This window comes from Phenylobacterium sp. LjRoot219 (assembly GCF_964252995.1).
Classification (GTDB): Bacteria; Pseudomonadota; Alphaproteobacteria; order Caulobacterales; family Caulobacteraceae; genus Phenylobacterium.
The window spans coordinates 1,601,478-1,626,516 of sequence record NZ_CAXUQI020000001.1; the positions used below are offsets into that span (position 1 = coordinate 1,601,478).

Here is a 25,039-nt window from a genome sequence, read left to right on the forward strand (position 1 = left end):
ACGCTACCTCCCGCGCCTGTCGTAATTGGAATTGTCCCATGAGAGCGGATGTCGAGGCCGCGAAGGCTGACATCGAGCAGTCGATCGAGCTGCTCAAGAGGCGTCTGGACTGGGATCTGGCGCTCCGGAAACTCGACGAACTGAACGCCCGGGTCGAGGATCCGACCCTGTGGAACAATCCCGACGAGGCGCAGGCGGTCAGCCGCGAGCGCGCGCGGCTGGGCGGGCAGATCGACGCGGTGAAGGGGCTGGCCAGCGACCTCGCCGACGCCCTCGGCTACGCCGAAATGGCCGAGGAGGAAGGCGACGAGGCCTCGCTCGAGGAGGCCCGCGCCCAGCTCAAGGCGCTGAGGGAGCGCTCCGGCCGGGCCGAGCTGGAGGCGCTACTCTCCGGCGAGGCGGACGGCAACGACGCCTTCGTGGAAATCAACTCCGGCGCCGGCGGCACCGAGTCCAACGACTGGGCCGGCATCCTGCTGCGCATGTACACCCGCTGGGCCCAGGCCCACGGCATGACCGTCGACTTCCTCGAAGAGACCACGGGCGAGCAGGCCGGCATCAAGTCGGTGACCCTGCAGGTCAAGGGGCCCAACGCCTACGGCTGGCTGAAGACCGAGGCCGGGGTCCACCGCCTGGTGCGCATCTCGCCGTTCGACTCGGCGGCCAAGCGGCACACCAGCTTCGCCTCGGTCTGGGTCTATCCGGTGGTCGACGACACCATCGAGATCGAGATCAATCCGGCCGACGTGCGCACCGACACCTACCGGGCGTCCGGCGCCGGCGGCCAGCACGTCAACAAGACCGACTCCGCGGTGCGCCTGACGCACATCCCGACCGGCATCGCCGTGGCCTGTCAGAACCAGCGCTCGCAGCACCAGAACCGCGACCAGGCCTGGAAGATGCTGAAGGCCCGGCTCTACGAGCTGGAGCTGGAGAAGCGCGAGGCCGCGCAGCAGGCGCTGGAGGACCAGAAGACCGACATCGGCTGGGGCCACCAGATCCGCTCGTACGTGCTGCAGCCGTACCAGATGGTGAAGGACCTGCGCACCGAGGTGGAGACCTCCGACACCCAGGGCGTGCTCGACGGCGACCTCGACGCCTTCATGGGCGCGGCCCTGGCCCAGCGGGTCGGCGCCACCCGCGACCAAGTCGAGGCGTAGGGGCGAAGCGCCCCCTCAGTCAGCTTCGCTGACAGCTCCCCCGCAGGCGGGGGAGCAGCGCCTGTCCTCGGCTCCTCCCCTGCAAAGCGGGGGAGGTGGATCCCGCCGCAGGCGGGAGACGGAGGGGGCGTTCGGCGCTAGCCGCCCTGCGGCACGTAGCCGCCCGCGCGCACGAAGCGTGCGGGGTTCTGCGCCCGGCCGTTGACCCAGACTTCGTAGTGCAGGTGGGTGCCGGTCGAGCGGCCGGTCGAGCCCATGCCGCCCAGCCGGGCGCCGGCGGCCACGGTCTGACCGGGGCGCACGCCGATGCTCGCCAGGTGGGCGTAGCGGGTCTTGAAGCCGCCGCCGTGATCGAGCTCGACGGTCTTGCCGTAGCCCGAGCGCACGCCGGTGAAGGTGACCTTGCCAGGGGCCGTCGCCAGCACCGGGGTCATGCGCGCCCCGGCGAAGTCGAGGCCGGTGTGGAAGGCCGCGCGGTGGGTGAACGGATCAACCCGCACGCCGAAGCCGCTGGTCTGGCGGCTGCCGGCCGTGGGGCGGGCGAGCGGCAGCCGTTCGGCGGTCGCCGACAGCAACTGCACCTCCGATAGGTCGACGGCGGTTCGCTGGATGCGGATGGCGAAGTCGGGATCCACGTCGAGCATGGTGGCGAGCATCTCAGGGTCGTCGATCTCGACCAGCGGACCGCCGACCGGCGCGCCGGTCGCGGCGGAGACGGGACGCACGCCGGCCAGCCGCAGGGCGGTGCGCAGCCGCTGGGCGCGCTCCTGGGCGTAGGCGTCGGCGGCGCGCAGCACCTCGTCCTGGCTGGCGTGTACGGCCTGCAGCCGGCGCACCGGATCGGCGCTGGTGGTCGCGGCGGTCAGCGCCTGGGCGATCGGCGGGCTGAGCGCCTGGGCCGCGCCGGGCGCGCGGCTGGCGTCGGCCAGCAATAGGGCCAGCGCCGCATGCCGGCGCTCGACGGTGGCGGCCAGTTCGGGCGCGCCGGCGCCGGCCATCCGCGCTTGCCGATCGGCGGTCCAGCGCTCGTACTTGGCCTGGGCCTCGGCCACCTGGCGGTCGGCGGCAGAGCCCTGGACCAGGCCGACCAGCATCGCCGCGGTGCAGACCCCCATCCACAGCGCCGCGCCGGCCAAGCCGCCGGCCATGATCATCTGCTTGCGTTGGGAGAGCACGAAGGCGCGCATCTCGCCGCCCTGGCGGACATAGAGGTGCCGTTCGGGAAACCACCCCTCGACGCGCGCGCGCCAGCGCTGCAGTTGCTGCAAAACGACCCCCAGGTCCGGCCCCGAAAAACGGCGAGATCTTGACCGAAATTTAACCAGTCGCAAGCGGGCGACGAGTCGCAGGGTCTCATATGGTCAAGCTTGTTGGCGAATCCTCAGTTCGGCGGATTGTTGCGCTCGAGGAAGTCGACCGTCAGGCACTCGCATGGGTGGGGGACGCCGAGCCACAGGACGGCGTGGCGGGCTTCAGCCCTGGCGCACAGCGTCCAGCACCTGCTGGGCGTGGTTGGCGACCTTCACTTTGCGCCAGATCCGGCGGACGACGCCGTCCCGGATCAGGAAGGTGGAACGGTCGATGCCCATGTACTGGCGGCCGTAGAGGGTCTTTTCCACCCACGAGCCGTAGCGCTCGATCACTACCCCGTCGGGGTCCGAGCCGAGGACCACGCCGAGGTCGTACTTGGCGGTGAACTTCTGGTGCTTGGCGACCGTGTCCTTGGAGACGCCGACCACCGCCGCGCCGGCCTGGGCGAAGTCGGCGGCGAGCGCGGTGAAGTCCTGCGCCTCGCGGGTGCAGCCGGTGGTGTCGTCCTTCGGATAGAAGTAGAGCACCAGCGTCTTGCCGGCGTAGTCCGCCAGCCGGATCGGCCCGCCCGCCGTCTCCAACTCGAAGTCGGGGGCCTTGTCGCCTTCCGCCGGTCCGCTCATCGCCAGTCTCCCTTGGGTTGGCCTCGGGCTTAACGCGCCGGCGCCAGCCGCTTCAAGTGCAGCTCGCGCTGAAAGTAGCCGTGCTCGGCGAGCCAGCCGTACACCCCCGCGGCGTAGGCCTGATTGGGGTGGATGAAGGTCAGCATCTCCGGCGTCCGCACCCCGGCCTTGAAGTCAACGATGGCGGTGCGCACCACGTCGCTGGCGCGGATCACCTTCAGCGCCATCACCCCGTTCTGGGCCGTGGCGAGCAGCAGGGCGGCGGCGATGAGAGCCTGGGCTGCGGTGCGGTTCGCGCGCCACAGCACGCCGGCGTAGGGCAGGGCGAAGATCAGGAAGCCGACGTGCAGCGGGGCGACCAGCACGCCGTAGCGCAGCGGCACGTTCAGCGCGTCGGGAAGCCCGTAGCGCCCGAGCCCGGCCATGGCCGCGGTGCCGAGGGTGAAGAAGATGAAGCTGGCGGCGACGCGTTCGGCCCGGGGCGCGTCGCGGCGGCTGCCGTGGGCGACGGCGGCGAGGCCGAGGGTGGCGACGACCAGGCCGCCGATCCAGGCGAAGCCGAGGTTCAGCCGGGTCCAGGGCAGCATCAGGTAGTTCAGCGCCAGCCGCAGCGCGCCGAGCGGGTCGGCGAGCGCGCCGGCGGTGCTGGTGCGCGCGTCGCCGCCCTGGCCGGAGGCGTAGGGGACGAGGAAGGCCGCGCCGGCCGCCAGCAGCGCCGTCAGCCACAGCCAGTCGCGGCGACGCAGGGCGTTGAACGCCAGCACCGGCCAGACGGCGAGGGCCACGGCGTCGCCCAGGCCGGCGAGCATGGCGACGATCAGCGCCAAGACGCGGCGCGGGGTCAGGCCGCGACGCTCGCCGCCTTCGGCGAGGATCATCGCCAGCACCGCGAAGACCACGCCGTGGGTGTAGTTGACGCAAATCGGCGTGGCGGCGTCGAGCAGGTTGCCAGCCATCAGCGCCAGCATGGCCGCCAGGGTCGCAGCCGGCAGGGCGAGCGGCGGCGGCGCGGCCTTGCCGGCCTCGCGCGCCAGCAGCCAGGCCATGCCGCCGACGGCCAGCGCGCCCGAGGCGATCAGCGGAAGGTTGGTCCCGCCGAGCGTCTGCAGGTCGAATGCCAGCAGCCCGAAGGTCAGCGGCATGCGGTGGAAGTTGATCGGCGTCAGCAGATAGTGCGCCCAGCTGCCGCCGAGCGCCTGGAAATCGCTCCAGCGCTGGATCCAGTCGATCTCGTCCGAGTAGGGCGTCAGCACCGCCGCGCGCCACAGCACATAGGCCGACAGCGCGAGGTATAGCGCCAGGAGCGCCAAGGTCAGACCGCGCAGCCAGGGTGGAAGGGCCGGGCCCTGCGCGCGCGCCGTCTTACCCATGCTGGCGTCCCCCGAATCGGATGTCGGAAGAAGCCTACACTGGCTTGATCAGAACGATCTTCTTCTTGCCCGCCGCCAGCTTGATCACCCCGTCGACCAGATCGGCGGTGGTGACCGTGCGGTTGGCGTCCGGTTCGGCCTTGTCGTTGACCCGCAGGCCGCCGCCCTGGGCCAGCCGCCGCGCCTCGCCGCGCGAGCCGGCGAGACCGGCGTCGGTCGCCAGCGCCGCCAGCACGATCCCGGCCTCGAGATCCGCGCGCGGCGTTTCGTGGGTCGGCAGGTCGGCGGACAGCTTGCCCTGCTCGAAGGCCGCCAGGGCGGCCTGGGCGGCGGAGTCGGCGGCGTCCTGGCCGTGCAGCAGGCGGGTGGCCTCGTTGGCCAGCACCTTCTTGGCCTCGTTGATCTCCGCGCCCGGCAGCGACTCCAGCACCGCGACCTGATCCAGCGGCAGGTCGGTGAACAGCCGCAGGAACCGGCCGACGTCAGCGTCCTCGGTGTTCCGCCAGAACTGCCAGTAGTCGTAGGGGCTGAGCATGTCGGCGTTCAGCCAGACCGCGCCCGACGCGGTCTTGCCCATCTTGGCGCCGGAGGAGGTGGTCAACAGCGGCGTGGTCAGCGCGAACGCCGCCTTCTGGTCCATCCGCCGGACCAGCTCCATGCCGTTGATGATGTTGCCCCACTGGTCCGAGCCGCCCATCTGCAGCTGGACGCCCATGTTGCGGTGCAGGTGCAGGAAGTCGGTGGCCTGCATCAGCATGTAGTTGAACTCGAGGAAGGTCATCGGCTGCTCGCGCTCGAGCCGCAGCTTGACCGAGTCGAAGGTCAGCATGCGGTTGATCGTGAAGTGCGGGCCGTACTCGCGCAGGAACTCGACGTAGCCGAGCTTCGACAACCAGTCGTCGTTGTTGACCATCACCGCATCGGTGGGGCCGTCGCCGAAGGTCAGGAACTTCTCGAAGACGGTGCGGATGCCGGCCATGTTCGCCGCGATGTCGGCGTCGGTCAGCATCTTGCGGCTCTCGTCCTTGCCGGTCGGGTCGCCGACCTTGGTCGTGCCGCCGCCCATCAGGACCACCGGCTTGTGGCCGGCCTGCTGCAGCCGGCGCAGCATCATGATCTGGATCAGGCTGCCGACGTGCAGCGACGGCGCGGTCGCGTCGAAGCCGATGTAGGCGCTGATCGGGCCGGCCGTGGCCGCGGCGTCCAGCTCTTCCGGATGGCTGACCTGGTGGATGTAGCCGCGCGTCTGGAGGGTCTTGAGGAATTCGGACTTGAAGGGCGCGTCGGACATCTGGGGGCTCTCGGAATTTCGGCGCCCGGCGTCTAGCACGGGCGGCGAGGCGTTTTCGAGGGACATGGCGGGGCTCCTGTCGATTGAGGAGGCCGGCGTGATGGGTTCAGGAGGGCGCCGGCCGGGAGGCGGGCGCGTGTTCGGCGGCCCGCTAGATCAGCGGGCGGTAATAGCGGCCGGTGAGGGCGGTCTTGCCGAACATCCGGCTAGCTAGGTCCGGCGACGCATGGCAGTCAACCAACATGCGTGTCCTTGGCTTCATGACTGGCACCTCGCTCGACGCCGTCGACATGGCGGTGCTGGAGACCGACGGTGAAACCATCCAGGCCTTCGGGCCCGCCGGCGAGCGCAGGCTGACCGACGCCACCCGCGCGGTCATGCTGGCGGCGACCCACGCGGCGCTGCAGTGGCCGCGCGGCGCGCCGGCGCCGGCGGTGTTCGACGAGGCCGCCCGCGCTGGGGCGGAAGAGCATTTCGCCGCCGCCGAGGAATTCCTCGCCGCCAACGGTCTCACCTGGGCCGACATCGACCTGATCGGCATGCACGGCCAGACGGTGCTGCACGAGCGGCCGAAGGCCGGCGTGGCGGGCCGCACGGTGCAACTCGGCGACGCAGGCCTGTTGGCGCGCAAGACCGGCGTGCGGGTGGCCTTCGACTTCCGCACCGCCGACGTCGCCGCCGGCGGCGAAGGGGCGCCGCTGGCGCCGATCTACCACTTGGCCCGGGCGCGGGCTTCGGGGCTGGAGCCGCCGCTCGCGGTGCTGAACGTCGGCGGCGTGGCCAACATCACCTTCATCGGCGCGGACGGCGAGATCGCCGCCTTCGACACCGGGCCGGGCAACGGCATGATCGACCTCCTGGTGCAGGCGCGCAGCGACCTGCGCTTCGACGAGGACGGCCGGCTGGCCGCCGCCGGCCGGGCCGACGCGTCGGTGCTGCGGGATCTTCTCGCGCACCCCTATTTCCAGGCGCCGGCGCCCAAGTCGCTGGACCGCTACGACTTCTCGCTGGTGCCGCTGGCGCAGCTGTCGCTGGAGGACGCCGCCGCGACCCTGGTGGCCTTCACCGCCGAGGCGGTGCGCCTGGCCTTCGTGCTGATGGGCGAGACGCCGGGCGAGGTGATCGTCGCCGGGGGCGGGCGGCGCAACCCGCAGATCATGCGCGCGCTGGCGGAACGGCTGCCGTGCCGGGTCAGCGACGCCGACGCCCACGGCTGGCGCGGCGACGCGATCGAGGCCGAGGCCTTCGCCTATCTGGCGGCGCGCACCGCGCGCGGCCTGCCGATCTCGTTCCCGAAAACCACGGCGGTCTCCAAGGCGATGGGCGGCGGGCGGATCGTCCGGCCGGACTAGACCTTCCGGGCGTGATCCTCCGGCTCGTCGGGCTCCGGGTCGGCGAACGGCCGCGACAGCTCTTCGGCCGCGTCGTTGTCGGCTCCGGCGGGCTCGGCCGGATGCGCCTTGGCCGCCCGCGGCTGCAGGTCGAGGGCGGCCAGCGCCTCGTCGCCCTCCTGGCCGAAGATGCTGCGCACCCGCAGCTCGCGTTGCGGGTAGGGCACTTCGATCCCCGCCGCGTCGAGGGCGTCGGCGATCGCCCAGGTGTAGGCCGCGGACATGGCGGCGGGGCGCTTCACCGCCTCCAGGGTCGGCCACACCACCAGCTCGAACCGCAGCCCGTCGCCGCCGAGGCCGGTCAGCCAGACCTGGGTCTTGTGGCTGTCGCTCTCGGGCAGGGTGAAGGGCACGCCGCGGGCTGCGGCCACCACCACCTCGCGCACTCTCCGCCGGTCGCTGTCGGTGGCGACGGTGAAGGGGATGTGGATCCGGCTGGTTCGGTTGTGCAGCGTCCAGTTGATCACCGGCCCGGCGGTGAACGCCGAATTCGGGACGATCAGGTCGATGTTGTCGTTGGTGCGGATGTGCACCGCGCGCGGGCCGATCTCCTGGATCAGGCCGCGCTTGCCGTCGGCCAGCTCGACATAGTCGCCGACGTTCAGCACCCGGTCGAAGATCAGCAGCAGGCCGGAGACGAACTCCTTCACCACCCCCTGCAGGCCGAGCCCCAAGCCGACGCCGAGCGCGCCGGCGAACACCGCCAGCGACGAGAGGTTTAGCCCCAGGGTCGACAGGCCGGCGATCACCGCCAGGATCGCTAGGCCGTAGGTGATCACCTTCTCGACGATGTAGAGCGCCTCGCGGCCGTGCCGCGCCCGGGTCCGCAGGCGTCGCAGCGCGATTCCGGCGAGGCGGGCGAGGGCGAATCCGACCAGCGCCACCGCGAAGCCCGCCAGCACCCCGCCCAGGGTGACTGGGGTGCGGCCGATGACGAAGAGGACGAAGCCTCGAAGGTCGGGCAGCTCTGGCATTGGCGGCAGAGCGAACGTAACCGCCCCGCATCGCGTTCCGGACGCCACAGGCGCGCCATCCGGCTAGGCTCATCTAGCCGCCTCGAGGAGAGCCCTGCCCATGCGTCTGCGCGTCCTAGCCTCCGTCGTCGCCGTCGCCGCGTGCGCGCCGCAGGCGCCCCGCGCGGCCGGCGAGGGGCCGCGGTTGTCCGTGCCGATCGCTTGCGAGGTCGGCCGCACCTGCGAGGTGCAGCACTATGTCGATCGCGATCCCGGGCCGGAGGCGCGCGACTACCGCTGCGGCGGGCGCACCTACGACAAGCACAGCGGCATTGACATCCGGGTGCCGGACATGGCCGCCCAGCGCCGCGGCGTCGACGTGCTGGCGGCCGCGCCAGGCCGGGTGGCGCGGGTGCGCGACGGGGTGGCCGACATCTCGGTGCGCGCCCCGGACGCGCCCAGCGTCAGGGGCACGGAGTGCGGCAACGGCGTGGTGATCGACCACGGCGACGGCTGGGAGACCCAGTACTGCCACATGGCCCGGGGCAGCGTGCGGGTGAAGCCGGGCGATGAGGTCAAGGCCGGGACCCCGATCGGCCGGGTCGGCCTGTCCGGCGACACAGAATACCCGCACGTGCACATGACCGTGCGCCACGCCGGCCAAGTGGTGGATCCGTTCGCGCCGGCCGGGCCGGCGAACGCCTGCGCGGCGAAGGGCGCGATGTGGACACCGCAGGCGGCCAAGGCGCTGGCCTACAAGGCCGGGGTGATCTTCAACGCCGGTTTCGCCGGCGCGCCGGTGAGCTACCTGGAGGTCGAGGACGGCCGGGTCCCGCCGGCGACCCGCAACTCGCCGGTGATCGCCGTCTACATGCTGGTGATCGGCCCGCAGAAGGGCGACGTGATCGAGATGGCGCTGCGCGATCCCAGCGGCCGCGAGCGCCCGCCCCAGCGCCTGCCGCCGCTCGACCGCGACAAGTCGCAGTTCTTCGCCAGCCTGCAGCGCAAGCCGCCGCCGGGCGGCTGGCCCGCCGGCAAATACGTCGCCGAGTTGAAGGTCCTGCGCGGCGGTAAGCCGGCCCTGGTCCGGCGGGTCGAGATGACGCTGTGAGCCGTCTTCCCGACGGCGGTGATGTCGATATGCGGTGAACGCCCCCTCAGCCAGCTTCGCTGACAGCTCCCCCGCTCCGCGGTGGAGCATCTTGGCGCTCAGATCCTCCACCGCGTAGCGGGGGAGGTGGATCCCGCCGAAGGCGGGAGACGGAGGGGGCGTTTCCCCTAAGCCCCCGCCACGACCCGCTGCAGCACCCGCCGGCCGGCGTTGTCCAGCGAGCCGCGGGCGTGCTGCAGGGTGAGGTTGTCCCAGATGACGATGTCGCCGCGCCGCCACAGGTGCTCGGTGTGGTTGCCGGGCGCGTAGAGGTGGTCATAGACGGCGCCCAGCAGCGCGCGGCTCTCGTCCCAGCCCATGCCGCACAGCCGCGCGGTGTGCATCTCGCTGACGCCGATGCAGGGGCGGCCGGTGCGCGGATTGACCCGCACGGCCGGATGCTTGGCGCGTTCGGTGGCCCCGGGCTCGCGCTGGTCGCAGGCGCGGACGCCGACGCCTTCCAGGGTCGGCGAGATCATCTCGGCGCAGGTTCCGTCGAGCCGCGCGCGCAGGTCGGGCGGCATGGTGGCGTAGCCGCGCTCGGCGCTGACGAAACGCGTGCCCGAGGCGTCGTCCACCACGTCGACCGCATGCAGGGAGATCGCCGCGAACGGCGCGTCGGTGTAGGCGGCGTCGGCGTGGAAGCTGAGCTCGGTGCGCGACGACGGGACGCCGACGTCGGTGGAGATGTAGCCGTTCTCCTGCGGCCGCCGGATGATCGGGCCGATCCGCTGCATCAGCGCCGTCTGCTGATCCATGGTCAGCGCCTGGCCGCGGGCGAGCACGTAGCCGTGCCGGCTGAGCAGGGCGTAGAAGCGCTCCTTGGTGGCGCCGGTCAGGGGCTCAGCCAGGTCGTGGTCGATTTCGACGCCGAACGGCGACAGCGGCCGCCATTTCAGGCCGTCTTCGCAGGTCCAGTCGTTCATCCTCGCCTCACACGTTCTTTTGGCGCGAGGCTAACACGTGATGGCTCGACCCGCGCGCCGGTAGGGGGGCGGGCGTCCATTCGCAGGGCGTTTTCCGCCGCTGCGATGCTTGCGCAGGCAATCGGCGGCGCGGTCAGCTCAGCGTGACGTAGAGTTCGCTTTCGATCACCCATTGGCCGCGCGCCTTGCGCCAGACCGCGAGGTAACTCCCGGCCATTTCCGAGCCCTTCCAGTCGGCGACCCAGCGGCCGTGCTCCGCCGCGCGCAGGCCGGCGGCGTCGAGCTCCACCTGCTCGGTGGTGCGCACGTAGGTGACGAAGTCCGGGTCGGCGAACTGGCCGGCGAAGGCCTCGACCACCGCATCCGCGCCGAGGACCAGGCCCCCGTCGCCGACGATCAGCCGCACATCGGTGGCGAAGAAGGGCTTCAGGCGCGTCGCCTCGTGGGCGGCGATCAGCTTGTTGGTCAGCCGCCGCCGCGCGCGGATCGCGTCTTCAGGCGTGGTCATGGACACTCAACCTCTGTCATCCCGGACGGCCGCAGGCCGATCCGGGACCCAGGGGCCGCCGCACTGCAGAACCCCCTGGGTCCCGGCTCTCCGCTTCGCTTCGGCCGGGATGACGGGGATGGGCTTTTACGCCGGGTTCGCCGCCAGGCGCTTGTCGAGGTAGGAGCCGACGTGCCGCTCGAGGTCGGGCATGTTCTCGGCCCAGAAGTGGTTGGCGCCATCGACGACCTCGTAGTCGATGACGATGCCCTTCTGGGTGCGCAGCTTGGAGACCACCTTCTCGACGTCCGCCGGCGGCACCACGGTGTCGGCGCTGCCGTGCAGGATCAGGCCCGACGCCGGGCAGGGCGCGAGGAAGGAGAAGTCGTAGGCGTTGGTCGGCGGCGAGACGGAGATGAAGCCGTCGGTCTCAGGCCGGCGCATCAAGAGCTGCATGCCGACCCAGGCGCCGAACGAGTAGCCCGCCACCCAGCACTGCGAGGCCGCCGGGTTGGTGGACTGCAGCCAGTCGAGCGCCGTGGCGGCGTCCGCCAGTTCGCCGATGCCGCTGTCGAATTCGCCCTGGCTGCGGCCGACGCCGCGGAAATTGAACCGCAGGACCGAGAAGCCGCGCTTCATGAACAGGTGATAGAGCTGCACCGTGGCCGGATTGTTCATCTGGCCGCCCGCCTTCGGGTGCGGGTGCAGGATCAGCGCGACGGGAGCCGTCTCGCTCTTGCCCTGGGTATAGCGGCCTTCGATCCGGCCGGCCGCACCGGTCAGCACCACCTCTGGCATTCAGATCCCTCTCCCGAACCTCGAATACTTGACTGCTGCGCTCGGTCTTCCTAAGTCGCTCACGTCCGGCCATGACCGGTCGTGTCGCCCCGCGCAAGGCGGCGGCTTTTAGCACAGCCCGTCCGTGATGCGCGGGAAAACTGCATTGGGTGTCAAGGCCATGCGGCTCTCTACCAAAGGACGCTACGCTGTGATGGCGATGGCCGACCTCGCGCGGTCGGAGGGCGGCGCTCAGCGCGCCACCGCGCTGGCGGAAATCGCCCACCGTCAGGAGATCTCGCTCTCCTATCTCGAGCAGCTGTTCGCCCGGCTCCGCCGCGAGGGGCTGGTGGAGAGCGCGCGCGGCCCCGGCGGCGGCTATCGCCTGGCCAGGAGCGCCGAGGACACCAAGATCTCCGACATCGTGCACGCGGTCGACGAGCCGCTGCGCGCCACCCGCTGCGCCCAATCCAAGGGCTGCATGACCAAGGGCGAGCGCTGCCTGACGCACGATCTGTGGGAGGACCTCGGCCAGCACATCGAGTCCTACCTGGCCTCGGTCAGCCTGGCCGACGTGATCCATGGCCGGCTGTCGGCCGGCAGGCAGGCGGCATGACCCGGTCCGCCATCTATCTTGACTATAACGCCACCGCTCCGGTGCGGCCGGAGGCGGCCGCGGCGGTCGCCGAGGCGCTGCTGGCGGGCGGCAATCCGTCGTCGGTGCACGCCGCCGGCCGCGCCGCGCACGCCCGCGTCGAGCAGGCCCGCGCCGAAGTGGCGGCGCTGATCGCCGCGCCGGCCTCGACCGTGATCTTCACCTCCGGCGGCACCGAAGCCAACGCCCTGGCGATCGACAGCGCCGTGGCGGCCGGCGCGCGCCGGCTGATCGTCTCGGCGATCGAGCACGACAGCGTGCTGGAGACCGCCAAGGCCTCCGGCGTCGACGTCGAGCGGGCCCCGGTGGACGCGGATGGCGTCGTCGATCTCGGCTGGCTGGCTGCGCGGCTGTCCGCCTGGGACGCGGCCGACGGCCGGCCGTTCGTGGCGCTGATGCTGGCCAACAACGAGACCGGCGTGATCCAGCCGGTGGCGCAGGCCGCCGAACTGGTCCGCGCGGCCGATGGCTGGCTGCATGTCGACGCCATCCAGGCGGCCGGCAAGATCCCCGTCGACAGTCGCGGTCTCGGCGCCGACACCCTGTCGGTCTCGGCGCACAAGCTCGGCGGCCCGCAGGGCGTCGGCGCGCTGACCTTCGGACCGCGGGCGACCCTGGCGCGCCGGCTGCACGGCGGCGGGCAGGAGCGCGGTCGTCGCGCCGGAACCGAAAATGTTCCGGGAATCAGTGGCTTCGGCGCAGCTGCGAAGGCGGCGCTCGAAGGCCTGGAGGCCCTCGCCGCCCAGGCCGCCTGGCGTGACGCCGCCGCCCAGCGGCTGAAGGCCGCAGGCGCGGTCGTGCTGGGCGAGGGCGCGCCGCGGGTTCCCAACACCCTGTGCGTCGGCGAAGCCGGCGCGCCGTCCGAGCTGCAGGTCATGGCGCTCGATCTGGAAGGCCTGATGGTCAGCGCCGGCTCGGCCTGCTCGTCGGGCAAGGTGAAGCCCAGCCACGTCCTGGCCGCGATGGGCCACGGCGCGCTCGCCGACTGTGCGATCCGCGTCTCAGGCGGCTGGGCGAGTTGTGAAGAAGACTGGAACAGGCTTGCCGAAGCCTGGTTGGCCGCGCATGAGCGGCGCGCGGCTCGTCGTCGCGCGCCCGCTGCCGCCGCAGGAGTTTGAAGTCAGATGGCCGCTGTCCAACAGACCGTCGAACACGTCGAGAATCTCGAGAAGTACAAGCATGGCTTCGTCACCGAGATCGACCAGGAGTTCGCGCCGAAGGGGCTGAACGAGGACATCGTCCGCTTCATCTCGGCGAAGAAGGACGAGCCCGAGTGGATGCTCGAGTGGCGCCTGGACGCGTTCCGTCGCTGGCTGGCGATGGAGGAGCCGTCGTGGGCCAAGGTCTATTTCCCGCGCATCGACTACCAGGACGCCCACTACTACGCGGCGCCGAAGCAGAAGGAGGGGCCGAAGAGCCTCGACGAGGTCGATCCGGAGCTGCTGGAGACCTACAAGAAGCTCGGCATTCCGCTGCGTGAGCAGGAAGTGCTGGCCGGCGTCGAGGGCGCGCCGCGCTACGCCGTCGACGCGGTGTTCGACAGCGTCTCGGTGGTCACCACCTTCAAGAAGGAGCTGGCCGAGGCCGGGGTGATCTTCTGCTCGATGAGCGAGGCGATCCGCGAGCATCCGGAGTTGGTGAAGCAGTACCTCGGCACCGTGGTGCCGGTCAGCGACAACTACTACGCCTGCCTGAACGCCGCGGTCTTCTCCGACGGCAGCTTCGTCTATGTGCCGCCGGGCGTGCGCTGCCCGATGGAGCTGTCGACCTATTTCCGCATCAATGCGGAGAATTCCGGCCAGTTCGAACGCACCCTGATCATCGCCGACAAGGGGGCTTACGTCTCCTACCTGGAAGGCTGCACCGCGCCGATGCGCGACGAGAACCAGTTGCACGCCGCGGTGGTCGAGCTGGTCACGCTGGACGACGCGGAGATCAAGTACTCGACGGTCCAGAACTGGTACCCGGGCGATCCGGAGACCGGCAAGGGCGGCATCTACAACTTCGTCACCAAGCGCGCCGACTGCCGCGGCGACCGCTCGAAAGTCTCCTGGACCCAGGTCGAGACCGGTTCGGCGATCACCTGGAAGTACCCGTCGTGCGTGCTGCGCGGGGAGGGGAGCTCGGGCGAGTTCTACTCCATCGCCATCACCAACGGCCGCCAGCAGGCCGACACCGGCACCAAGATGATCCATCTGGGGCGCAACACCCGCTCGCGGATTATCTCCAAGGGGATCAGCGCCGGGCGTTCGTCCAACACCTACCGCGGGCTGGTCTCGGCGCACCCGAAGGCCAAGGGCGCGCGCAACTTCACCCAGTGCGACAGCCTGCTGATCGGCAAGCACTGCGCGGCCCACACCGTGCCCTACGTCGAGGCGCGCAACGGCCAGGCGGTGTTCGAGCACGAGGCCACCACCACCCGCCTCTCCGAGGACCAGCTGTTCTACGTGATGCAGCGCGGCCTCGGGGAGGAAGAGGCGGTGCAGCTGCTGGTGAACGGCTTCGTCAAGGACGTGCTGCAGGAACTGCCGATGGAGTTCGCGGTCGAGGCCCAGAAGCTGGTGGCGATTTCACTCGAGGGGAGCGTGGGCTGATGGCGCTGCGAGACGCCTATTTTTCGAAGCTGGAGCGCAAGAAGCAAGCCGAGGAGGCCGCCGGACGGCCCCACGACGAGGCCTATGCGCGGCTGAAGGCGCTGTTCCACGAGATCATGGGCGACCGTCAGTTGCTGGATCACATCCTCGCCGAGGTGGAGCTGAACGGCGACGAGCTGCAGATCGACCCCGGCCCGATCTTCATCCGCGTCGCGGTGGACCAGGCCGGCGACTACCACATGACCTACGAGATCAAGGCGAACGACGACCCGGAAATCATCGACGTTCCGGTGAAGTCCATCCCCGACATCGAGGAGGCGATCGCCAACCTCCTCATCCAATACGCACGCCAGCGGGATTGAACCTTAAAGACCATGCTGAAGATCCAAGACCTCCACGCCACCGTCGGTGAAACGGAAATCCTCAAGGGCCTGTCCCTCGAGGTTCCGACCGGCGAGGTGCACGCCATCATGGGGCCGAACGGCGCTGGCAAGTCGACGCTGTCCTACGTGCTGACCGGCCGCTCCGGCTACGAGGTGACGAACGGCCAGGCGACGCTCGACGGCGAGAACCTGCTGGCGCTCGAGCCGAACGAACGCGGCGCGCGCGGGGTGTTCCTGTCGTTCCAATATCCACTGGAAATTCCGGGCGTTCCGGCCCTGACCTTCATCCGCACCGCGCTCAACGCCCAGCGCAAGGCGCGCGGCGAGGCGGAGGTCTCCGCCCCGCAATTCCTCAAGCTGATCAAGGAGAAGGCGGCGTCTCTGAAGATGGACTTCGAGATGCTGAAGCGGCCGTTGAACGTCGGCTTCTCCGGCGGCGAGAAGAAGCGGATGGAGATCCTGCAGATGGCGGTGCTCGAGCCGCGGCTGCTGATCCTCGACGAGACCGACTCCGGCCTCGACATCGACGCGCTGCGGATCGTCTCGGAAGGCGTCAACGCGCTGCGCAGCCCCGACCGTTCGATGCTGGTGATCACCCACTACCAGCGGCTGCTCGACTACATCAAACCCGACCGGGTGCACGTGCTGAGCGCCGGCCGCATCGTCGCCTCCGGCGGGCCGGAGTTGGCGCTCGAGCTCGAGCGCGAAGGCTACGACCGCTACGCGAGGGCCGCATGAACCTGGCGACCGCCATCGCCGCACGCGACGCCGACGCGCTGCCCAGCCGCCGGGACGAGGACTGGCGCTGGACCGACCTGCGCGGCCTGATCCGCACCGTGCCCGAAGCCTCCGCGCCGCTGAGCGCCGCTGCGGCGGGCGAGGGGCCGTTCGCGGCCCTGGCGCAGCGCAGCGTGCAGATCGCCAACGGCCGCGGCGAGGCGAGCATCGAGATCACCGCCGATGCGGTGGTGGCCCTCGACGTGGTGTCCCAAGGTGACGGCTCGCACGCCGCCAGCATCGGCATCGTCGTCGCGCCGGGCGTGCGCGCGACCCTGCTGGAGAGCTACCGCGGGCAGGGCAACTACCTGGCCCACACCGCGCTGGCGATCGACCTGGGCGAAGGCGCGCGTCTGGAGCGCATCGTACTGGCCGCCGACGACGCCGAGGGCGTGGCGGTGAGCCAGGCCGCGGTCGAGCTCGCGCCCCAGGCCGAGTTCGTGCAGACCACCCTGACCAGCGGCGCGCGGCGCCAGCGGCTGGAGACCCGGGTGCGTCATCCGGGCAGCTACGCCAAGCTGCGGCTCGACGGCGCCTATCTGCTGTTCGACAAGCGTCACGGCGACCTCACCACCTCGGTGACCCACGCCGGCCTGCACGGCGAGACCGACCAACTGACCAAGGGCGTGGTGCGCGATCAGGCGCGCGGCGTCTTCCAGGGCCGCATCGTCGTCGCCGAGGGCGCCGACCATACCGAGGCGCGGATGGGCCACCATGCGCTGGTGCTGTCGGATCAGGCCGAGGTCGACGCCAAGCCGGAGCTGGAGATCTACGCCGACGACGTCTCCTGCGCGCACGGCAACACGGTCGGTGCGCTCGACGACGAGGCGCTGTTCTACATCCGCCAGCGCGGGGTGCCGGAGCCGGAGGCCCGCGCCATGCTGACCGAAGCCTTCATCGGCGAGGTGATCGACCGCATCGAGCACGAGGGTGCCCGCGAGGCGGCTCGCGCCTGGGCGGTCGCGCGGCTGAGGGGCTGAGTGAGTAAGATGAGTTTCAACGCCGAAGCCGTCCGCGCCGACTTCCCGATCCTGGGCCGCCAGGTGAACGGCAAGCCGCTGGTCTATCTCGATAGCGCCGCGTCCGCGCAGAAGCCGCGGGCGGTGGTCGAGGCCATGACCCGGGCGATGGAGCACTCCTACGCCAACGTCCACCGTGGCCTGCACACGCTCGCCAACGAGACGACCGACGCCTACGAGGCGGCGCGCCAGAAGGTGGCCCGCTTCATCGGCGCCGCCGAAGGCGAGGTCATCTTCACCAAGGGCGCGACCGAGGCGATCAACCTGGTGGCCTCGTCGTTCGGCGCCTCGTTGGTCGAAGGCGACGAGATCCTGCTCACCGAGATGGAGCACCACGCCAACATCGTGCCGTGGCACTTCCTGCGCGAGCGCAAGGGCGTGGTGCTGAAGTACGTGCCGATCAGCGACGACGGCGAGCTCGACCTGGCGGCCTTCCAGCGGCTGCTGGGCCCGAAGACCCGGATGGTCGCGGTCAGCCACATGTCGAACGTGCTGGGCACCATCAATCCGGTGATCGAGATCACCCGCATGGCCCACGAGGCCGGCGCGCTGGTGCTGATCGACGGCTGCCAGGGCGTCGTCCACAAGCCGGTCGACGTGAAGGAGATCGACGCCGACTTCTACGTCTTCTCCGGCCACAAGCTGTACGGCCCGACCGGCATCGGCGTGCTCTACGGCAAGGCCGAGCGGCTGGCCGCCCTGCCCCCCTATCAGGGCGGCGGCGAGATGATCGGCACGGTGACGCTGGAGACGGTGACCTACGCCGATCCGCCGCACCGCTTCGAGGCCGGCACGCCGGCGATCATCGAGGCGATCGGCCTGGGCGCGGCGATCGACTGGCTCGGCCAGTTCGACCGCATCGAAGTCGCCCGCCATGAACACAGGCTCTACCAGCGGGTCCGCGAGGGGCTCGCCGGCGCCAACTGGCTGAAGGAACTCGGCCAGGCCCCGGACAAGGGCGCGATTTTCTCGTTCATCGTCGAGGGGGCGCACGCCCACGACGTGGCGCAGATCCTCGATCGCTACGGGGTGGCGGTGCGCGCCGGCACCCACTGCGCCGAGCCCTTGATGCGTCGTTTCGGCCTGACGTCGAGCGCGCGGGCTTCCTTCGCCCTATATAACACCGAGGCGGAGGCTGACGCCTTCGTCGAAGCTCTGACCAAGACACAGGCCTTCTTTTCGTAATGCCCATGGATGACGCCGCTCCCATCGACGACCAAAAGGCTGCGACGGCCCTGTCTCAGGCCGAGCTCGACCAGCTGACCGATCAGCTGATCGAGAAGCTCAAGTCCGTGTACGACCCGGAAATCCCGGTCGACATTTATGAGCTGGGCCTGGTCTACAAGGTCGACGTGTCCGACGACCGCGACGTGCTGGTCGAGATGACCCTGACCGCCCCGGGCTGCCCGGTCGCCGGCGAAATGCCGGGCTGGGTCGAAGAGGCGATCAGGACGATCCCGGAGGTCAACAAGGTGACGGTCGAGCTGGTGTTCGATCCGCCGTGGGACCCGTCGCGGATGTCCGACGAGGCCAAGCTGCAACTGAACATGTTCTGACGGAAATGGCCGAACTCTCGCTCACCCCCCAGCCCCGCGCCCGCCGTCCCCGGCCGAAGGTCGTCTCGCTCACCGAGCGCGCCGCCGAGCGCGTGCGCGAGATCATGGCCAAGTCCGAAAAGCCTTACGCCGGCCTGCGGGTGGGCGTGAAGAACGGCGGCTGCGCCGGCCAGGAGTATGTGCTGGCCTACGCCGAGGCCGCCGAACCGCTGGACGAGGTGGTCGAGGACAAGGGCGTCACCATCCTGGTCGAGCCCAAGGCGGTGCTGTTCCTGGTCGGCACCGAGATCGACTACGAGGTCTCCAAGCTCTCGGCCAAGTTCGTTTTCAGGAACCCCAACGAGACCGACGCCTGCGGCTGCGGCGAGAGCGTGACCATCGAGCCGGCCAAGCCGGACTGAGCCGAGATGCTCTCCCTCAGGGGGAGCTCCGCCGAAGGCGGTGAGGGCGTTTCAACTCAGAAGGTTGGAACAGCCTTCATTGGCGTCTGAGCAGAAACCCCCTCCGGCCCTTCAGGCCCCCCCCTGAGGGGGAGGATCTTTTGTTCCCGGTCGAGCTTCCTCCGGCTATACAGCCCGTCATGGTCCGGACCCCGTCATGGTGGCGCAGGTTTGGCGCGGCGCTCGCCGCGCTGGTGGTCGCCGTGCTCGCCTTCGGCCCCGGCCTCGATGGCCTGGTCTGCAGCGACGAAGGCGGTCTCGCCGCTGCCGCGGCCGAACTGTCCACGACCGTCGCGCCGGATCATTCCAACGCAGGCCATTCCGACGACGACCGCAGCGCCTGCGTGCATGGCCATTGCCACCACGCCGCCGCCTCCGCGCCGGCCACGACCGTTGCGAGCGTCACGCCCGCGACCCTGCGTGACCGCCACGGCCTGATCCGGGCCCGCGTGCCCACCTCAGACCCGAAGTTCGGCCTGCTGCGTCCCCCGAGAGACTGACGGCTTCGCGCGCCTAGCGCGCGCTACGCACCGTCACGTCACGAGGGACTTCCATGTCATCCTTATTCCGCAGGCCGCGTCTCGCGGCGCTGCTTGGCGCGGCCGGTCTCACGGCTGCGCCCGCCGCCCTGGCTGCGCCGGCGCCGCCATACGCGCTTCTGCTCGCCCAGGCCGCCGAGGCGCCGCGGTTGACCCAGGCCGAGGCCGGCGTCGCCCAGGCCCAGGGCCTGGCGCAGCAGGCCGCCTCCCGTCCCAATCCGGTCCTCGGCCTCGAGGTGGAGAACTTCGCCGGCTCGGGCCCGTACCAGGGCCTTGACCTGGCCGAGACCACTGCGGGGCTGGAGCAGACCCTGGAGCTCGGCGGCAAACGGCCGGCGCGGATCGCCGCCGGCCAGGCCGGGGTCGCCGCCGCCCGCGCCCAGGCGACGCTGGCCCGCGCCGACTTCGCGGCACAGCTCGCCGTCGCCTACGCCGAGGCGGAGGCCGCCGCGGCCAAGGTCGCGCTGGCCGAGGACCAGCTGAGCGCCGCAAAGACCGACGCGCGCGCCGCGCGGGAGCTGGTTGACGCCGGCCGCGAGGCGGAGCTGCGCGCCCTGCAGGCCGCCGCTGAGCGGGAGGCGGCCGCGGCCGATCGCGACGAGACGCGCGCCGCTGCCGATGCGGCGTTCGCCAGGCTCTCGGCGCTGGCCGGCTCGACAGTGGTCTACGATGCGGTGGGCGAGAGCCTGCTCGGCCGCCGGTCGCCCGTCGCCGTCTCAGTTGAGATCGCGGAAACGCCGGCGGTGCTCGCCGCGCGCGCCGAGCGCCAGGCGGCGACGGCGCGGGTGCGGGCGGAAGCGCGCAAGGCGGCGCCCGACGTGACGGTCCAGGCGGGCGTCCGGCGGCTGGCTGGGGACGACGCCACCGCGCTGGTGGCCGGGGTGTCCGTGCCGCTGCCGCTGTTCGACCGCAACCGTGGCGCGACGCAGGCCGCCCGGGCCGAGCTGACCGGCGTGGAGGCCCGGCTGCGCCAGGCCGAACTCGACGCCGCCGCCGATCTGCGCGCCGCTCAGTCGCAGGCGCGCAGCGCCGCCGCCCGGGTCGACGCCGCGACGGCCGGGGAGGGCGCGGCGGCGGAAGCCTACCGCCTGGCTAGGCTCGGCTACGAAGCCGGCCGCCTGCCGCTGCTCGAGCTCAGCAGCGTGCGCCGCGCCCTGGCCGCCGCCCAGATCCGCACCCTCGACGCGCGCCTGGCGCAGGTCCGCGCCGCCGCCGAGATCGCCCGCCTGACGGGCCGCACCCCCTTCGGAGGCTGAAATGCCTGTCGACAAGAAGACCCTTCTGACCGCCGCGGCGCTGGCCGCCGCGCTGGGCGCCGGCTTCGGCCTGGCGAAGTTCACCGACCGTGCGGATCCGCCTGCTGAAGCAGAGCATGACGAGCACGCGGAGGCTGGCGGCGATCTCGTCCGGCTGACGCCGCAGCAGGCCGCCGTGGCCGGCGTCGCGGTGGTTTCGGTGACCCATGGCGGGGCCGGCGACCTGCGGCTGACCGGCCGGGTCGAGGCCGCGCCGAGCGCGCGCGCCGCGGTGGCGGCTCCGCTCGCCGGCGTGGTCGAGCGGCTGCTGGTCACCCCGGGCGCCCGCGTCGCGGCCGGCGCAGGGCTGGTGCTGATCCGCAGCGCCGACGGCGCCTCGGTGGCGGCGGAAACCCGCGCGGCGGCGGCCGACGCCGAGGCGGCGCGCGCCGCCCTGGCGCGCGAAGAGCGGCTGTTCCGCGCCGGCGTCACCGCCCGCCAGGACTGGGAGGCGGCCCGCGACCACGGCCGCACGCACGGACGCCCAGGCCGGGGCGGCTCGCGCCCGGGCGGCGGCGGCGGGCGGCCCTGCGGCTTCGGGACTGACGGTGGTGCGCAGCCCGATCGCCGGTGTGGTCACCGCCGTGCAGGCGGCCCCCGGCGGCTTCATCGCTCAGGGCGGGGCGGTCGCCACGGTCGCCGACCCGGCCGCCGTCGAGGTGGTGTTCCAGGCCCCGGCCGAGGCCGCCGCCAAGCTGCGCGTCGGCGCGGTGCTGAAGGTGATCGGGCCGGACGGCAGCGAGGCCGAAGCGGAGATCGTCGGCGTCGCGCCGATGGCGCAGGACACGACCGGGGCCGCCGCCGTGCGCGCCCGGCCACGCAATGGGCGGCTGACGCCGGGCGCCGCGGTCAGCGCGGCGGTGGCGACCGAGGCCGGCGGCCTGCCGACCGTGCCCGCCGAGGCGGTGCAGTCGCTGAACGGCCGGCCGGTGGTGTTCATCGCCGGGCCGGACGGCTTCCGCGCCCGGCCGGTGACGCCGGGCCGGTCGGGCGCCGGCATGACCCAGATCGTCGCCGGGCTGTCCGGCGACGAGAAGATCGCCGGCCGCGGCGCCTTCGTCCTTAAGGCCGAGCTCTCCAAGGGCGCCGCCGAGCACGCGGGGCACTGAGATGCTGAGCAGGATCGTCGCCTTCTCAGTGCGCCACCGCATCGCCGTCGTGCTGATCACCCTCCTGGCGGCGGGGATCGGCGTGTTCGAACTGTTCCGGCTGCCGATCGACGCGACGCCGGACATCACCAACAAGCAGGTGCAGGTGACCACCGTCGCTCCCGCCCTGTCGCCGGAGGAGGTCGAGCAGCGGGTGACCTTCCCGCTGGAGACCGGCTTGAGCGGCATCCCGGGGCTGGTCGAGACGCGCTCGATCTCGCGCAACGGCTTCAGCCAGATCACCGCGGTCTTCACCGACCGCACCGACATCTATTTCGCCCGGCAGCAGGTCAACGAGCGCCTTGAGGCGGTGCGCGAGGAGCTGCCGGCCAACGCCCGCCCGGAGATGGCCCCGATCACCACCGGCCTCGGCGAGGTGATGATGTGGACGGTGGAGTTCCGGCCGACCCCGGGCGCCCGCGCAGGCGTTCCGGGGCCGCAGCCCGACGGCGCCTATCTGACGCCGGAGGGTGATCGCCTCGTCACCGAGCGGCAGAAGGCGACCTATCTGCGCACCGTCCAGGACTGGATCGTTACGCCGCAGCTGCGGACCACGCCCGGGGTCGCGGGGATCGACGCGATCGGCGGCTATGTGAAGGAGTACGCCGTCCGGCCCGTTCCGGCGCGGCTGGCGGCCTACGGCGTCGGCCTGAACGAGCTGGTGGAGGCCGTGCAGCACGCCAACACCGTCGCCGGCGCGGGCTCTGTCTCGCGCGGCGGCGAGGCCTTCGTGGTGCGCGCCGACGCGCGGGTGAGTTCGCTGGCCGATCTCGCCGCCGCGCCGGTCGCCACCCGCAACGGCCTGGTGATCCGCGTCTCCAACGTGGCCCAGGTCGAGCTCGGCCAGGCGGTCCGGCTCGGCGCGGCGCAGGAGAACGGCCACGAGGTGGTGATCGGCACGGCGTTGATGCTGGCCGGCGAGAACAGCCGCACCGTCGCGCGCGCCGTCGGCGACCGGCTCAAGGCCATCGCCCCGTCGCTGCCGCCGGGGGTGGCGGTGAAGCCGGTGCTCGACCGCACCGACCTCGTCGACCGCACCATCCGAACGGTGCAGAAGAACCTCGCCGAGGGCGCGCTGCTGGTGGTGCTGGTGCTGTTCCTGCTGCTGGGCAATGTGCGGGCGGCGATCATCACCGCCCTGGTGATCCCCCTGGCCTTCCTGCTCGGCGTGATCGGCATGAACCGCTTCGGCGTCAGCGGAAACCTGATGAGCCTGGGCGCGCTCGACTTCGGCCTGCTGGTCGACGGGGCGGTTGTGGTGGTCGAGAACACCCTGACCCGGATGGGCCTGCGGCGCGCCGCGGTCGGTCGCGACCTGACGCTGGCCGAGCGGCTCGACGAAGCCGCCGGCGCGGCCCGGCAGATGATCCGCCCCGCGGCCTTCGGCCAGGCGATCATCCTGCTGGTCTACGCCCCGCTGCTGGCGCTCGAGGGCGTCGAAGGCAAGATGTTCCAGCCGATGGCCGGCACCGTCATGCTGGCGCTGGGCGCGGCCTTCGTCCTCACCTTCACCTTCGTGCCGGCGATGACCGCGCTGCTGGTCCAGGCGCCGCCAGTCGGGCATGCGACGCGCGCCGAGACCCTGGCGCGGCGTTGGTTCGAGCCGGCGATCCGCTGGTCGGCCGATCGGCCGCGGCAGGTCGGGGCCGGCGCGCTGGCCGCGGTGCTGATCGGGCTGATCGCCTTTTTCGCCCTCGGCCGCGAGTTCATCCCGACCCTGGACGAGAAGGACGTGCTGGTGCAGGCGCTGCGCGTGCCCAGCACCTCGCTGGAGCAGTCGATCGAGATGCAGGGACGGCTGGAGACCGCGCTGCTGAAGGTCCCGGAGGTGGCGTTCGTCTTCTCCAAGACCGGGACGGCGGAGGTCTCGACCGACCCGATGCCGCCCAGCATCAGCGACACCTTCGTGATCCTGAAGTCGGAGCGCGACTGGCCGGACCGCGGCGCCTCCAAGGCCGAGGTGGTCGAGAAGATCGAGCGGGCCGCGGCGACGCAGATCGGCGCCGCCTACGAGATCACCCAGCCGATCCAGATGCGGTTCAACGAGCTGATGTCCGGGGTGCGCTCGGATGTGGCGGTGAAGGTCTACGGCGACGACTTCGCCGCAATGACCAAGACCGCCAACCAGATCGCCGGCGTGCTGCGCGGCGTCCGCGGCGCTGCCGACGTGCAGGTCGAGCAGGTCTCCGGCCTGCCGATGATCACCGCCGAGGTCGACCGCGCGGCGGCGGCGCTCTACGGCCTGCATGCGGCCGACGCCGCCGACGCGGTGCAGATCGCGTTGGCCGGTCGCGAGGCCGGTCGGGTGTTCGAAGGCGATCGCCGCTTCGACGTGGTGGTGCGGCTGCCGGACGCCGCGCGCAACGACCTGGCGGCGGTGGCGCAGACGCCGCTGGCCGTGAACGACGGGACCCGCTTCGTGCCGCTGGGTTCGGTGGTGCGGTTCCGCGAAGGCGAGGGGCCGAACCAGATCAGCCGCGAGAACGGCAAACGCCGGATCGTCGTCCAGGCCAACGTTCGCGGCCGCGACCTCGGCGGCTTCGTCGCCGACGCCCAGGCGGCGGTCGACCGCGAGGTGCGGCTGCCGGCCGGCGCCTGGCTCGACTGGGGCGGGCAATTCGAGAACCTCAAGCGGGCGGAGGCCCGGCTGGGGCTGCTGGTGCCGGTGGTGTTCGCCCTGATCGCGGTGCTGCTCTACTTCGCCCTCGGCTCGGTGACTCAGGCCGCTCTGGTGTTCGCCTGCGTGCCGCTGGCGCTGGTCGGCGGGGCAGTGGCCTTGCTGCTGCGCGGCATGCCGTTCTCGGTGTCCGCCGCGGTCGGCTTCATCGCCGTCTCCGGCGTGGCGACGCTGAACGGGCTGGTGTTGCTGCAGGCGATCGGCGAGCGGCTGCAAGCGGGGACCGCGCCGCTGGCCGCCGCGGTCGAGGGCGCGATGAGTCGGCTGCGGGCGGTGCTGACGACCGCCCTGGTGGCGATCCTCGGCTTCCTGCCGATGGCGATCGCCCACGGGCCCGGCGCGGAGGTGCAGAAGCCGCTGGCCACCGTGGTGATCGGCGGCCTGCTCACCGCCACCATCCTGACCCTGATCGTGCTGCCGACCTTCGCCGGCCGGGTGCTGGGGCGGGGAAGGGGAGCTCGCGGCGACTAAATCCCACCGTCATCCCGGCCGGAGCGACAGTGGAGAGCCGGGACCC

Annotated in this window: 24 protein-coding genes and 1 pseudogene; 16 read left to right on the plus strand and 9 right to left on the minus strand. The window is 71.4% G+C overall.

Annotated features, from left to right (window positions below):
• Nucleotides 1-38: 38 nt before the first annotated feature.
• The gene (gene prfB / locus ACSQ14_RS07920) at nucleotides 39-1,160 is read left to right on the plus strand and encodes a peptide chain release factor 2 (RefSeq protein ID WP_436011421.1); all 1,122 of its coding nucleotides are present in this window, start codon (nucleotides 39-41) and stop codon (nucleotides 1,158-1,160) included.
• 137 nt (nucleotides 1,161-1,297) lie between these two features.
• On the opposite strand, the gene ACSQ14_RS07925 is transcribed toward prfB, so the two are convergent.
• The 4 genes from ACSQ14_RS07925 to tyrS form a co-directional block, all read right to left on the minus strand.
• Entirely contained in the window at nucleotides 1,298-2,428 is a 1,131-nt protein-coding gene (locus ACSQ14_RS07925; protein ID WP_436011423.1) for a M23 family metallopeptidase, read from the minus strand.
• 204 nt (nucleotides 2,429-2,632) lie between these two features.
• Nucleotides 2,633-3,094 carry a peroxiredoxin gene (locus ACSQ14_RS07930; RefSeq protein ID WP_436011425.1) on the minus strand — a complete coding sequence of 154 codons (462 nt, stop codon included), beginning with the start codon at nucleotides 3,092-3,094 and terminating at the stop codon, nucleotides 2,633-2,635.
• Between the two features lie 29 nt (nucleotides 3,095-3,123).
• Nucleotides 3,124-4,464 carry a hypothetical protein gene (locus ACSQ14_RS07935; RefSeq protein ID WP_436011427.1) on the minus strand — a complete coding sequence of 447 codons (1,341 nt, stop codon included), beginning with the start codon at nucleotides 4,462-4,464 and terminating at the stop codon, nucleotides 3,124-3,126.
• Nucleotides 4,465-4,498: 34 nt separating this feature from the next.
• Nucleotides 4,499-5,821 carry a tyrosine--tRNA ligase gene (gene tyrS / locus ACSQ14_RS07940; protein WP_436011429.1) on the minus strand — a complete coding sequence of 441 codons (1,323 nt, stop codon included), beginning with the start codon at nucleotides 5,819-5,821 and terminating at the stop codon, nucleotides 4,499-4,501.
• Between the two features lie 176 nt (nucleotides 5,822-5,997).
• Here tyrS and ACSQ14_RS07945 point away from each other — a divergent pair, with 176 nt between their 5' ends.
• Nucleotides 5,998-7,107 carry an anhydro-N-acetylmuramic acid kinase gene (locus ACSQ14_RS07945; RefSeq protein WP_436011431.1) on the plus strand — a complete coding sequence of 370 codons (1,110 nt, stop codon included), beginning with the start codon at nucleotides 5,998-6,000 and terminating at the stop codon, nucleotides 7,105-7,107.
• On the opposite strand, the gene ACSQ14_RS07950 is transcribed toward ACSQ14_RS07945, so the two are convergent.
• The gene (locus tag ACSQ14_RS07950) at nucleotides 7,104-8,120 is read right to left on the minus strand and encodes a mechanosensitive ion channel family protein (RefSeq protein ID WP_436011433.1); all 1,017 of its coding nucleotides are present in this window, start codon (nucleotides 8,118-8,120) and stop codon (nucleotides 7,104-7,106) included. The two genes, ACSQ14_RS07945 and ACSQ14_RS07950, sit on opposite strands and share 4 nt — an antisense overlap.
• A gap of 100 nt (nucleotides 8,121-8,220) precedes the next feature.
• On the opposite strand from ACSQ14_RS07950, the gene ACSQ14_RS07955 reads away from it, so the two are divergent.
• Entirely contained in the window at nucleotides 8,221-9,210 is a 990-nt protein-coding gene (locus ACSQ14_RS07955) for a M23 family metallopeptidase (protein WP_436011435.1), read from the plus strand.
• A gap of 167 nt (nucleotides 9,211-9,377) precedes the next feature.
• Here ACSQ14_RS07955 and ACSQ14_RS07960 read toward each other — a convergent pair whose 3' ends face one another.
• The 4 genes and pseudogenes from ACSQ14_RS07960 to ACSQ14_RS07975 form a co-directional block, all read right to left on the minus strand.
• Complete coding sequence (locus tag ACSQ14_RS07960; RefSeq protein ID WP_436011437.1) at nucleotides 9,378-10,175, minus strand: TauD/TfdA dioxygenase family protein; 798 nt, start codon at nucleotides 10,173-10,175, stop codon at nucleotides 9,378-9,380.
• A 133-nt stretch (nucleotides 10,176-10,308) separates the two neighbouring features.
• Nucleotides 10,309-10,683 carry a YybH family protein gene (locus tag ACSQ14_RS07965; protein WP_436011439.1) on the minus strand — a complete coding sequence of 125 codons (375 nt, stop codon included), beginning with the start codon at nucleotides 10,681-10,683 and terminating at the stop codon, nucleotides 10,309-10,311.
• A gap of 6 nt (nucleotides 10,684-10,689) precedes the next feature.
• A pseudogene (locus tag ACSQ14_RS07970) lies at nucleotides 10,690-10,795 on the minus strand (hypothetical protein); the annotation flags it as partial.
• Nucleotides 10,796-10,809: 14 nt separating this feature from the next.
• Nucleotides 10,810-11,460, minus strand: coding sequence for an alpha/beta hydrolase (locus ACSQ14_RS07975; RefSeq protein ID WP_436011441.1), 651 nt, complete (start codon nucleotides 11,458-11,460; stop codon nucleotides 10,810-10,812).
• Between the two features lie 160 nt (nucleotides 11,461-11,620).
• On the opposite strand from ACSQ14_RS07975, the gene ACSQ14_RS07980 reads away from it, so the two are divergent.
• The 13 genes from ACSQ14_RS07980 (at nucleotide 11,621) to ACSQ14_RS08040 (ending at nucleotide 24,993) form a co-directional block, all read left to right on the plus strand.
• A complete protein-coding gene (locus tag ACSQ14_RS07980) occupies nucleotides 11,621-12,055 on the plus strand; it encodes an Rrf2 family transcriptional regulator (RefSeq protein ID WP_436011443.1) in 435 nt (144 codons plus the stop codon).
• Nucleotides 12,052-13,212, plus strand: a complete 1,161-nt coding sequence (locus tag ACSQ14_RS07985) for a cysteine desulfurase family protein (RefSeq protein WP_436011445.1) — start codon at nucleotides 12,052-12,054, stop codon at nucleotides 13,210-13,212. Before ACSQ14_RS07980 ends, ACSQ14_RS07985 begins: the two co-directional genes overlap by 4 nt.
• Before the next feature lie 6 nt (nucleotides 13,213-13,218).
• A complete protein-coding gene (gene sufB, locus ACSQ14_RS07990) occupies nucleotides 13,219-14,688 on the plus strand; it encodes a Fe-S cluster assembly protein SufB (protein WP_436011447.1) in 1,470 nt (489 codons plus the stop codon).
• Nucleotides 14,688-15,050 (plus strand): hypothetical protein, encoded by a 363-nt coding sequence (locus ACSQ14_RS07995; protein ID WP_436011449.1) that lies wholly within the window; start codon nucleotides 14,688-14,690, stop codon nucleotides 15,048-15,050. The genes sufB and ACSQ14_RS07995 overlap by 1 nt, the downstream gene beginning before the upstream one ends.
• Before the next feature lie 12 nt (nucleotides 15,051-15,062).
• Nucleotides 15,063-15,809: a Fe-S cluster assembly ATPase SufC gene (gene sufC, locus ACSQ14_RS08000; protein WP_436011451.1), complete on the plus strand. Its 747-nt coding sequence runs from the start codon at nucleotides 15,063-15,065 to the stop codon at nucleotides 15,807-15,809.
• The gene (gene sufD / locus ACSQ14_RS08005) at nucleotides 15,806-16,828 is read left to right on the plus strand and encodes a Fe-S cluster assembly protein SufD (protein WP_436011453.1); all 1,023 of its coding nucleotides are present in this window, start codon (nucleotides 15,806-15,808) and stop codon (nucleotides 16,826-16,828) included. Before sufC ends, sufD begins: the two co-directional genes overlap by 4 nt.
• Before the next feature lie 9 nt (nucleotides 16,829-16,837).
• Entirely contained in the window at nucleotides 16,838-18,052 is a 1,215-nt protein-coding gene (locus ACSQ14_RS08010) for a cysteine desulfurase (protein WP_436015383.1), read from the plus strand.
• A gap of 5 nt (nucleotides 18,053-18,057) precedes the next feature.
• The gene (locus ACSQ14_RS08015; protein WP_436011455.1) at nucleotides 18,058-18,423 is read left to right on the plus strand and encodes an SUF system Fe-S cluster assembly protein; all 366 of its coding nucleotides are present in this window, start codon (nucleotides 18,058-18,060) and stop codon (nucleotides 18,421-18,423) included.
• Nucleotides 18,424-18,428: 5 nt separating this feature from the next.
• Nucleotides 18,429-18,824: a HesB/IscA family protein gene (locus ACSQ14_RS08020; RefSeq protein ID WP_436011457.1), complete on the plus strand. Its 396-nt coding sequence runs from the start codon at nucleotides 18,429-18,431 to the stop codon at nucleotides 18,822-18,824.
• A gap of 140 nt (nucleotides 18,825-18,964) precedes the next feature.
• The gene (locus tag ACSQ14_RS08025) at nucleotides 18,965-19,363 is read left to right on the plus strand and encodes a hypothetical protein (RefSeq protein WP_436011459.1); all 399 of its coding nucleotides are present in this window, start codon (nucleotides 18,965-18,967) and stop codon (nucleotides 19,361-19,363) included.
• A 53-nt stretch (nucleotides 19,364-19,416) separates the two neighbouring features.
• A complete protein-coding gene (locus ACSQ14_RS08030) occupies nucleotides 19,417-20,658 on the plus strand; it encodes a TolC family protein (protein WP_436011461.1) in 1,242 nt (413 codons plus the stop codon).
• Nucleotides 20,659-21,248: 590 nt separating this feature from the next.
• On the plus strand, nucleotides 21,249-21,806 hold the full coding sequence (locus ACSQ14_RS08035; protein ID WP_436011463.1) for an efflux RND transporter periplasmic adaptor subunit: 558 nt from the start codon (nucleotides 21,249-21,251) through the stop codon (nucleotides 21,804-21,806).
• A gap of 1 nt (nucleotide 21,807) precedes the next feature.
• Entirely contained in the window at nucleotides 21,808-24,993 is a 3,186-nt protein-coding gene (locus ACSQ14_RS08040) for an efflux RND transporter permease subunit (RefSeq protein WP_436011465.1), read from the plus strand.
• Nucleotides 24,994-25,039: the final 46 nt, after the last annotated feature.